At 43.4% G+C, this 11,390-nt stretch carries 8 protein-coding genes; 6 read left to right on the forward strand and 2 right to left on the reverse strand.

The genetic code is table 11. The annotated features are described in order from the left end of the window. The first annotated feature begins 113 nt into the window (after positions 1-113). Positions 114-1,655, forward strand: a complete 1,542-nt coding sequence (locus tag BLS49_RS16915) for a Ppx/GppA phosphatase family protein (protein WP_175471452.1) — start codon at positions 114-116, stop codon at positions 1,653-1,655. Here BLS49_RS16915 and ppk1 read toward each other — a convergent pair. Next, the gene (ppk1, locus tag BLS49_RS16920) at positions 1,615-3,717 is read right to left on the reverse strand and encodes a polyphosphate kinase 1 (RefSeq protein WP_091233197.1); all 2,103 of its coding nucleotides are present in this window, start codon (positions 3,715-3,717) and stop codon (positions 1,615-1,617) included. The two genes, BLS49_RS16915 and ppk1, sit on opposite strands and share 41 nt — an antisense overlap. 236 nt (positions 3,718-3,953) lie before the next feature. On the opposite strand from ppk1, the gene BLS49_RS16925 reads away from it, so the two are divergent. The 4 genes from BLS49_RS16925 (at position 3,954) to BLS49_RS16940 (ending at position 6,371) form a co-directional block, all read left to right on the forward strand. Further along, entirely contained in the window at positions 3,954-4,568 is a 615-nt protein-coding gene (locus BLS49_RS16925; RefSeq protein WP_091233200.1) for a 50S ribosomal protein L25, read from the forward strand. Between the two features lie 151 nt (positions 4,569-4,719). After that, positions 4,720-5,439, forward strand: coding sequence for a DsbA family protein (locus BLS49_RS16930; RefSeq protein WP_091233203.1), 720 nt, complete (start codon positions 4,720-4,722; stop codon positions 5,437-5,439). Positions 5,440-5,465: 26 nt separating this feature from the next. Continuing rightward, the gene (locus tag BLS49_RS16935; protein ID WP_091233206.1) at positions 5,466-5,885 is read left to right on the forward strand and encodes a disulfide oxidoreductase; all 420 of its coding nucleotides are present in this window, start codon (positions 5,466-5,468) and stop codon (positions 5,883-5,885) included. A gap of 147 nt (positions 5,886-6,032) precedes the next feature. Continuing rightward, positions 6,033-6,371 (forward strand): hypothetical protein, encoded by a 339-nt coding sequence (locus tag BLS49_RS16940; protein WP_091233209.1) that lies wholly within the window; start codon positions 6,033-6,035, stop codon positions 6,369-6,371. Positions 6,372-6,530: 159 nt separating this feature from the next. Here BLS49_RS16940 and BLS49_RS16945 read toward each other — a convergent pair whose 3' ends face one another. Next, positions 6,531-6,743 carry a hypothetical protein gene (locus tag BLS49_RS16945; protein ID WP_091233212.1) on the reverse strand — a complete coding sequence of 71 codons (213 nt, stop codon included), beginning with the start codon at positions 6,741-6,743 and terminating at the stop codon, positions 6,531-6,533. A 274-nt stretch (positions 6,744-7,017) separates the two neighbouring features. Between BLS49_RS16945 and BLS49_RS16950 the strand changes: the two genes are divergently transcribed. After that, positions 7,018-11,390 (forward strand): hypothetical protein (locus BLS49_RS16950; RefSeq protein ID WP_091233215.1); only part of this gene is annotated, 4,373 nt, incomplete at its 3' end.

Raw genomic sequence — 11,390 nt, forward strand, 5'->3', positions numbered from 1 at the left:
GCCTTCGGGCGCCTTTTTTTCTTGGTTTGAGGTTTATTTTTACATTCGGTTGGGATAAAGTGGAGATATGTGAAATAGAATGCACAGAATTCATGGAATCAAGGAGCCCGCATATGGAGAGTAGACATAAGAGATTAGGTATTGTGGACATCGGGTCCAATTCAATCCGTTTGGCTGTTTACGAGGTATCTGCGCAAGGACAATACAGGCTAATTAATGAGAATAAAGAATCTGCACGCTTGAGTGAAAAAATAAATAATGAAGGGGTGATGGGACGCAAGGATATTTTATCCATTGTACCGATTTTGAGGGAATTTCAGGATATTTGCAGGGTGTATGATTGCGAGGATATCGTTGTTGCCGCGACTGCTGCGATACGAAATGCCGTTAATGCAGATGAAATTGCTAGTACCCTTTACGCTCAAACCGGACTGAAGATTGACATACTGTCGGGGGAAGAAGAAGCTTACTATGGTTATTTGGGTGTCGTCGGAGGAATGGAAATAGAGAATGGTTTTATTATTGACATCGGCGGCGGCAGCTCTGAAATTACTCTTTTCCTTAATCGGGAATTAGTATCTAGTGTATCTCTTCCAATCGGTGCAGTGAATTCTCTCTTGGCTTACGGAGGAGAAGATACTTGGTCTGAGCAAAATATGGAGGATCTGCGCGCACGAGTAGAAGAGCTGATAACAGACTATGACTGGATCAGATCTCATCCCGGCTTAACATTAGTGGGTCTTGGAGGCACTGTGCGTGCTCTGGGTAAGCTGGATCAGCGCATAAGAAAGTATCCGCTGCGAGTGGCTCATCAGTATACACTAGAGAATGAGAGTATTGATTACTTTGCTGAGTTGCTTCCCCCGATGCCGCTGGACAAGCGTAAACGAATGGACGGTTTATCTAAAGCCCGTGCTGACATTATTGTACCGGGGTTGCTTATCTTACAGGCAATTAAAGAAGCAACTGGGTCAATAAAATGTATAGTTAGCGGCACAGGTCTGAGGGAAGGGTTATTGCTGAAAACGATGGGGGCCAAGCTCCCCTCAATAGCTGAGGTAGTTTCTCGACAGGTAGATGCTCTGCTGTCTTTTCATTCTACAGTATCACCAGCTCATTTAGAGCGTGTGAGAAAACATGCTGACTGTTTGTGCAAGGTGATGAGACTGGATTCATCGGAGGCTGGTGAAGATTGCAAAAAGCTGATTCATGTAGCAGCTATGCTATATAAAATCGGCAGTGGCATCAGGTATCATCAATATGACAAACATACGCTGTATTGGCTTACCCATGCTCCAATTGGAGGTCTTACACACCGTGAGAGCATACTAAGCGCCTATATTGCGGATTATCGTTCCAGTAACGGGAAAAGACTTAATGTAGGTGAATACCGCAGTTTGCTAAGAGATAGTGACGTTATATTGATCCAGCAGCTGGGATCACTGCTTCAAATTGCAGTTGCTTTGGATAGCAGTGAGACCGGAGCGATTGAAAGGGTTGAAGCCTCATTTGATCATGGAGCATTGCTGCTGGGATTAAAATGCCGCAGTCAAGCTTACCTGGAAATCAGGCAGCTTGAGGCTACGGCTAAAAATTTCAAAAAAGTATGGGATGTCAAATTGGAATGGGAGATGACCCCTTCTTCCATACATTGATATTAAGAGCAGTATGTTGGCTGCGGCAAGGTGGGAGCTCGTTTGCGATCGGTTCGTATTTTCCGTTCGAGACGAGCTTTTTTGCTTTCACATTATCGGACAGGGAGAGCGACAAGATTTCTACTAGTGTCTCACTTGTCTCCTTTCTTTTCACAGGACACATGAGCTCAACTCTTCTAGTGAGATTACGGGTCATCCAATCCGCGCTGGACAACCATATTTCCGGGGAGCCCCCATTTTCAAAATAATATATTCGGGAGTGCTCAAGGAATCGATCTACAATGCTTCGTACCGTAATTCGTTCGCTCAGTCCCTCAACGCCAGGGCGAAGACAGCACACACCGCGAACAATTAATTCGATGTTTACACCAGCGGCGGAGGCATCATACAGTTCATCGATCATCTCTTGATTGGACAAGGAATTCATTTTCGCAATTATTTTGGCAGGTCTGCCTGCTCTTGCATGCTCTGCTTCTCTGGAAATTAGGGACAATAGCCTGTCCTTCATTCCGCTAGGGGCAAGTGTAAAAGCCTGCCAACGATCCGCAGTCGACGAGGAGTAGCCTGTTATGAAATTAAACAGCTCAGATGCATCCTCACCGATAGCCGGATCTGTTGTGAACAGACCGATATCAGTGTACAGCTTGGCAGTAATATCGTTATAGTTGCCTGTGCCAACATGGACGTAACGTTTTAAATCCCGTCCTTCTTGTCGAACCACGAGTAAAATCTTCGCATGAGTCTTCAGACCAACAAGACCATATACGACATGACAGCCCGACTTCTCAAGCTTTCTAGCCCACGCGATATTCCGCTCTTCATCGAATCTTGCCTTGAGCTCAACGACTACAGTGACCTGTTTACCGGATTCCGCTGCTCCAGCCAGCGCTGAAATGAGCGGGGAGTTGCCGCTAACACGGTATAGAGTCATTTTGATCGCCATGACTTTAGGGTCCTCTGCCGCTTCGATAATAAAGTCGGTGACTGCATCAAAACTTTCGTAAGGGTGATATACGAGTACATCCTTGGATTTAAGCACCTCAAAGTAATCGTCGTTTTCAACGAATTCTGCCGGATAGACGGGCTCAAGTTGTTTATTTCTTAGTTTCGGATATCCTTTTACAGCGGAAGATAGCTTGCCCAGAAAGCCGAGATCAAGTGGACCATCAATTTCAAATATGGAGTCATGGATTTCGAATTCCTCTGTGAGCAGCTCTAGCGCGTAAGGATGAATGCCCTTTTGAATCTCCAGTCTGACAGGCGCACCCCAACGGCGTTTTCTAAGCTCCTTTTCGATTTCTTCCAATAAATCTTCCGCCCCTTCCTCATCAAGGGCAAGGTCGGCATTGCGGGTAAGTCGGAATTCGTGTACTGCTAGAGGTCTATATCCGCTGAACAGCGTATGAATGTTGTGCCTGATGAGTTCCTCAATAAGAATAAATGGCTGCTTCTTGCTGTTAGAATGATGCGGAAGAGAAATAATACGCGAAAGATTTGATGGTATTTGCACTATTGCGAAAAAAGGCTCTTCCTCCTCTGATCTTTGGGTTTCTGGTTCTAACACAACTGCCAAATATACGAAACCGGTATGGACGAGTGGAAATGGACGACTCTGATCTACAGCCATCGGTGTCAGCACCGGAAAAATAATGTCATGATAATAGGTTTCCATTGATTTGCGTTGGGTAATATTCAGATCTTCATATTTAAGGAAAGAGATATTTTCTTTTGCAAGCAGTCTTGATAGTTCTTTAAATGTGCGATACTGATCAGCAACCATTGACGAAATGCGGGAGATTAGTCGTTTGTACAATCCAGCAGGAGAATAACCTGAGAAATCCTTTTTTGCATATCCTGCTCGTAATTGATCCTGAATTCCCGCAACACGAACACTCATGAATTCATCCAAATTGCTCGAGACTATGGATAAAAACTTAGCCCGTTCCAGAAGTGGATTACTGGTATCCTTTGCTTCCTGTAGAACCCGCCGATTAAATTCGACCCAACTCAAATCGCGGTTTAAGTAACGAGCACCATTTCCTGTTAATTCTGAATCTGGCATGACTATACGACCTCCGGAAAATAAAATAATTGATCTGAAAAAATGTGATAGGCATACATTAATTTTACCGCGTAGAGACTAAGAAAATGGTTAAGTTATGTTAACGCAGTGTAAAATTTTTATCTCAGTGTAAAATAAATGGTCATATATGGATTATCGATAAGTTATTACTCAATTTGGGAAAGATAACGTTATGGCTTCGGTCATGTTTATTATCTGAGGAGGTTGTTAGTTATATGACGGAGAATCATCATTCCAAGCAATTAAGTGCTTCGCACAGAACGGAAACTACCCGTTCTTCTCTGCATGAGCTGCGGGACAATGGAGGTATTCCAGGGGTTGTATATGGAACTGAAGGCGAAAATTTGATGATTTCTGTTGAATCGAAAGATCTTGTTAAATTTCTACGTAGCGGCCGATCTGAATTTTTTCAGCTTCAGGTAGAGAACGAGGGCTATCCTGTATTGATTAAGGAGGTTCAGAAGCAGGGTGGCAAAATCATTCACGTAGATTTTCAGCATGTATCCAAAAACAAGCCTATTCGTGTAAAAGTTCCATTGCATATTAACGGTACAGCGATAGGTACAGAAGCAGGCGGCGTGCTTCAGGTTCAAGCAAATGACCTTGAAGTGGAAGGCCTGCCTGATGCTTTACCTGCCAGTCTGGAGATTGATGTGGCCTCACTAGGTATTGGTGACAAGCTGCTTGCAGGTGATGTTCAGCTTCCACAGGGCATATCCTTGATTGCAGATACAGAAGAGCTGATTGCCTCAGTAATTCAAACTCGCGGTGCGGAGGCGGCGGATGAAGAAGATGTGGCAAATGAGACTCCAGCTGAGTCAGAAGAGTAAGTAATGGTTAATATTAAGGGGTGTCTTAAGTGGTCAATACCACTTAGGACATCCCTTTTATATGTAGCAAAACTTGACGAATCTAGTTTTTGTAACTAGAATGGTTGCAGGATAAAAAATGACTAATAATGTAAGGGGAAGAAGGGACAGCATGCCACCAAAACAAAAATCAAATTCTATCGCACAGCGTAAGGTAGAAGCAGAACAGCTCGCGAAGAAGCAACGGAAAAGACAGATTATCTGGGTATCAACAGTAGCCGTATTGCTCGCACTTATCGTGGTGGTGCTGGCCATCGATCCGAAGCCGGCTCCAAAGGTAGCATCATTTGATTATGACAAATTAGCGGTTCTCGGTTCAGCCGATGCTCCTGTCAAAATCGTAGAATTTGGAGATTTTAAGTGTCCAGCCTGCAAAAACGTGAATGATTTTCTTAAGCCCAAGCTTGTAAGTGACTATATTGATCAAGGAAAAGTTGCATTTTATTTTATGAACCTGCCGTTTCTCGGTCCCGATTCCAATACAGCAGCTTTGGCGATCCAATCGGTCTATCATTTGAACAAAGACGATTACTGGACTTATTTTGATGCGATATACAATAACCAAGGCGATGAGAATACAGAGTGGGCAAATCCTGAATTCCTAGTAGAAATTGCGAAGCAGGCTAATCTGAATCTTGATTATGATCAGTTGAAAAAGGATATTGTAGAGAAGACATATCAAGCAGAAGTAGACGAGCAGTATGCAAAAGGTGATTCATTAGGTATTAGCAGCACACCAACATTTTTTATTAATGGAGTACAGTATACAGAAAACTTAGGGGATTACGCCAAGCTACAACAAGCGATAGAAGATGCCAGCAAAGGTGAATGATCCGGGTGAAAGGGGAATCGACCTAGGTGCGTTCTTTTTTTAGAGATTACGGGATTTATCTGGCTTGGATCGTATCTATAGTTGCCACTGCGGGCAGCTTGTATTTAAGTGAAATATTGCTGTTTGAGCCTTGCAAGCTATGCTGGTTTCAACGCATATTTATGTATCCGCAGGTAGTTTTGCTAGGAATAGCGGCTTTCCGTAATAATCGTTCTATTATTTCTTATGTGCTGCCTCTGAGCTTTATTGGGGGTTCGATTTCTGTGTATCACTACGCAGAGCAGAAAATACCTGCATTAAGCAAGCTGACGCCGTGTAAGGTCGGAATTCCGTGCAACTTTGATTATTTAAACTGGTGGGGGTTTGTTACAATTCCGCTTTTGGCTCTGACCGCGTTTATTTTGATTATTGTATGCTTGTTGGCAGCACGGAGTACTAATAGATAAAATAATAACAAAAGCCTCGCTGATTCAGCGGGGTTTTTTGTTTGATGAAGACCTGGTAAATATTTTAGAAAAAAAATAAAAAACATATTGTATTCCTAATAATTCCGAGTATAATACTATGTATATAAAGAAGAAAGGAGAGATCATATGATAAATAGGGATGCAGAGTTATTAGCAGAGCGGTGGGTTGACGACTATTTGGATCTCTTCAATTATGCAGGTACTATTGGGGACGTTGAGTGGCAGAAAGAAATTATTGAAATACTAAATAATAGCAAGGCACTAATTCAACATGAAATCCGCACAACGATCATGCAGCACCTGTGGCATAAATATGATTTGGTAAATGAGAAAATGCTGGAGTTGTTCTCAAAAATGAAACACGTAAATTCAAGCGTAGAGGAATTATCGATCAAGGAATTGATCTGGAACTTGAAGCTTCAGAGGATTGATCTTGCCAGAAGAATTAAGACATATTGCGGATAAAACACTCTAAATAAAAAACGGCATACGGAGGTCCGTTCTGCCGACGTCATAAAATTGTAATGTTATACAGATCACTAAATGATTCAGGTAGTATTCAGTCGACTGATTTACTGGATAGGTACTGCAATGAGATCATGAATTGTCGGGATTCAAGATCTATTACATTGCAGTTTGTTTCATTTCACGCATCATGGACATCATCATAGTCATCATTTCGTCGCATTCTTGCATTTTGGACATCATCATGTCTACGTCCATATCCATCATGTTCATTTCATTCATGCATTCCATCATCATTTTCATGGACTTCATCTTGCACATCATGTCTTCCATACACATGTTCATCATCATTTGCATACACATCTTTTCCATTTACTACATCTCCTCTTAATTAGAATTTTATTCCTTTTCCAAGATACTATATTATTTGGGCATGTTCAAGACTTTTTTATTGATTTTTATATAATGTTATTGTATTATTTATTATTTAAATACTATTAATTAGATCAGAATTATAGAAATACCCCCTTATGTTCCCCGATATTCCGCGCCATCTTTACTTCAAAATTCTGTATTACCTGTACTGTAAGCACCTACTGTGACAAGTGCCTAATCCTTTGCATATGATGCCTAAGACGATTATTTTGTGGCAAAGGGGAGGACGGCTCTGAAAAAGCGAAGCAGAATTACAAAATCCGGCAGAGCGAGAAAGTCGCTTTATTATGTGGATAACCCGGATATTAATGAGTTAGGGATGTTAGAGGATCGTAAGTCTAGGGTGCTGGTAGAAGGGGATAAAAAGTGGATAGAAGTAGCGGCAGAATCACCTTCCTCTCTTCCTGCCGAACTAATCCCTGGAGAGACTGCATACTTGTCCCGGCAAGATAATGAAGAGGTTGAAGAGATTGAAGAGATTGAAGAGATTGAAGAGATTGAAGAGGTTGAAAAGGTTGAAGAGGTTGCAGAAATTAGTTCGGTCGCAGAAGCGCCAGGCTATTCTTCATTAACACACCTGCTTCAGGAGAAAAAGGGTCCGCAAATGGACAAAGGGATCATTTATACTGACGATTTAACGAATGCATCTGTAACTGGTGAAAAAATCGCACCCTATAGTATTGACTCCAGTAAATTGAAAATGGGCTCAGTCGGTACGGCCTGGTTGGCTGATTATGCAGTACAGAGCATCAAAATTGCGGATTCAGCAGTAGTCTCTTCCAAAATCGCACCCCGCTCCATTACTGCAGATCATTTGGTAGACGGTTCCATTGAAGGAAAATCGATTCGTGATCGTTCCATCAGCGGCAATAAATTGGAGGATGGCAGCGTATCAGCAGCAAAGCTGGCCGATGGAATTATCAGCGGAGACAAACTGGCGGATGGCGCAATTGAGAATCATCATTTAAGTCAGTGGATCGTCGCTACTGATCTTATTCAGGACCAAGCAATCACTTCAGATAAAATTCGCAGCGGAGCTATCCAATCCATACATTTGGCAAACAGTGTAATCGATACGTCCAAAATTGGAGAAGCATCCGTAACGACTTCTAAAATACGCGATAGTTCTATTACTGGAGCCAAGCTTCAGGATCATATTGTTGAAAGTCGACATTTAGCGGACAACGCGATAACCATTCATAATCTTACACCCGGTCTGATAGCAAAAGAACATCTTGCCCTCTCCAGTGTTGGAGCAGAGCAGTTGGAAAAGGATATTATTTCAGCAATTCATATTACGGACCAAGCGATTCAGTCGAGGCATATTTCACAGGGCTCCATTGAAAGCGGACATTTGCAGCATGGCATTATAGGGCAGGATCAGATTGGAAACTCCGAAATTAAAGGACGGCATTTAGCAGATAAAAGCATCCTCTCTACGAAATTGTCGGATCAATCCGTCGGTACGCAACAAGTGGTTGAGCAGGCGATCACGTCATCCAAGATTGCAGATCAGAGCATTTTACCGCAAAAAATTGCTGACGAGGCAGTGCTTACAAGGCATATTGCCAAAAGTGCTGTACAGAGTGCACAGCTGTCCTCGAATTCAATAACTTCATCTCATTTGGCTTCGGAATCAGTTAATTCAGATCACGTCGCTTCAAGAGCTATTCAGGAGTGGCATTTGGCAGATGGAGCAGTTACGGGTGAAAAAATAGATTTCTCGGCAATATCTGAGGAACACATTTCAGAGAATACAATCTCTGAGGTTCATCTAAAGCCTGTAAGCATTACAGAAGGTAAGCTTGCTGAGCGTGCTGTAACGGAAAAGAAACTGGCTCAAGGAGCAGTAACTGGAGACATCATAGGATTCCATCAGATTGATTCAAGGCACATCTCGCCGGAAGCAATACAACAAATCCATTATGCAAAGAACAGCATCGATGGCAGCATTCTTCAAACTGGAATAGTTCGTGAGGAGCATATAGGATCAGGAGTAGTGTTCTCTCAGCATTTGCAGGATCATGCTGTGACATCATTAAAGCTATCACCTGAGAGTGTTACGACGGATAAAATAAATGATCTGGCTGTGACCACCTCCAAGCTGGCTGAAGGAAGTGTCATCGCTTCCAAGATAGCTCCTGAAGCTCTTCAGACATGGCATTTGTCAAATGGAATCGTTCAGTCGAATAGTATTGGGACAGAGGTAGTACAGCCTCAGCATCTGGATACTAATTCAATAGAATCCCGACATATTCAGTCTAATATTTTGGAAGAACGGCATTATGCCGATCAGTCGGTATCCGATCGTGTATTGCAGGATGGAGCTGTAGGTGAAAAGAAACTGGCTGAGGGCTCTGTGCAGTCCCGCCATTTGAATGATCAAAGCGTTGAAGGTCGTCACATGGGTGATGCCAGTGTAGAATCCCGACATATTCAGGCTAATGCAATCACGAAGACCCACCTATCATCTGAGCTGCTGCTTAACGGATTGCTGCCGGAATCTGGTTTAAGCGGAGGGGATCTTCAGCTGTCATCTATTCATCGAGCTCATCTGCAAAATGGAATAGTAGACTCTGAAATATTGCAAAATACGACGGTAGGATCTCAGCACATCAAGCCACATTCTGTACAAAGTGAGCATATAGGTGAAGGAGTCATCCAAGGAGCGCATCTTGCAGAAGGCTCCATTCAATCTCGTCACTTGGGAAATGACAGCGTCCATAGCGATAAGATCAGCGAAGGAGCGATACAGTCGAGTCACATTGCTCCAAACGTGGTGGAAACTCGGCATTTATCTTCTGAAATATTGGAAGGTGGTCTTCTTCCGCCAGGTGGTATTGGCAGTACGGAGATAAATCCAGGTTCTATCGAGCGAGTACATTTGCACAAGGGAGCAGTAGATAGTGAGGTGTTACAGCTTGAAGCTGTTGGAGCACTACATCTGCAAATCCAATCGGTTCAGAGCTATCATTTGACTGCTGAAGCGGTACAAAGCCAGCATATAGCTGCTGGGAACATTCAGTCACAACATTTGGCGAAGAACAGTGTTACAGGTGAACATTTTGCTGATAACACAATACAACCCCGACATTTTGGAAGCAATGTGGTGGAGGCGCGCCATTTATCGGCTGAGTTGCTCCAGGAAGGTCTGCTCCCGGAGGCGGGAATTCAAGGTAAAGATATACATTCAGCAACAATCCACCGCGAGCATTTGCTGCCTTTTTCAGTAGATAGTGAAGTGCTGGATCATGAATCAGTAGGATCCAACCATCTGAAACAAGGGTCTGTATTGAGCGGTCATATAAAGAAAGAAGCTGTACAAAGTACTCATTTGGGAACGGGAATTATTGAGTCCTTCCATTTATCTGATAGTGCTGTCAATAGTAACAAAATCAGTGAAGAAGCAGTACAATCCCATCACCTTGGAAGCAATGTGGTGCAATCCCATCATTTATCTGCTGAATTGCATCAGAAAGGGCTGCTGCCGGAGACGGGAATTCAAGGAAAGGATATACAAACAGCAGCGATTCAGCGCGGACATTTGCAGCCATCTTCAGTAGATAGTGAAGTGCTGGGTTATGAGACAGTAGGGCCCCATCATCTGAAGCAAGGGTCTGTGCTGAGCGGCCATTTAACAAAGGCAGCTGTACAGAGTGTTCATTTGGGGACGGAAATTATTAAGTCTGATCATTTAGCCGGTAGGGCTGTCGATAGTGACAAAATTAGTGAAGAGGCAGTACAATCCCATCACCTTGGATACAATGTAGTAGAAGCCCGTCATTTATCGCCTGAATTGCTGCATGAAGGGCTGCTGCCGGAGGCGGGAATTCAAGGTAAAGATATACAGGCGGCAGCCATCCAGCGAACACATTTGCAGCCATCTTCAGTAGATAGTGAAGTGCTGGGTTATGAGACAGTAGGGCCCCATCATCTGCAACAAGGGTCTGTGCGGAGTAGTCATTTAACGAAGGAAGCTGTACAGAGTATTCATTTGGGGACGGGAATAATAGATTCTTACCATTTAGCCGGTGGAGCTGTCGATAGTGACAAAATTGGTGAAGGGGTAGTGCAATCCCAGCACCTTGGATACAATATAATAGAAACCCGTCATTTATCGCCTGAATTGCTGCATAAAGGGCTGCTGCCGGAGGCGGGAATTCAAGGCAAAGATATACAGGCGGCAACCATCCAGCGAACACATTTGCAGCCATCATCGGTAGATAGCGAGGTGCTGGGTTATGAGACAGTAGGGCCCCATCATCTGCAACAAGGGTCTGTGCTGAGTAGTCATTTATCGAAGGAAGCTGTACAGAGTATCCATTTGGGGACGGGAATAATAGATTCTTACCATTTAGCCGGTGGAGCTGTCGATAGTGACAAAATTGGTGAAGGGGCAGTGCAATCCCATCACCTTGGATACAATATAATAGAAACCCGTCATTTATCGCCTGAATTGCTGCAGGAAGGGTTGCTCCCGGAGACGGGAATTCAAGGCAAAGATATACAGGCGGCAGCCATCCACCGTGGACATTTGCAACCATCTTCAGTAGATAGTGAAGTGCTGGAACATGAATCAGTAGG

The sequence above is a fragment of the Fontibacillus panacisegetis genome, assembly GCF_900102215.1.
Lineage (GTDB): Bacteria > Bacillota > Bacilli > Paenibacillales > Paenibacillaceae > Fontibacillus > Fontibacillus panacisegetis.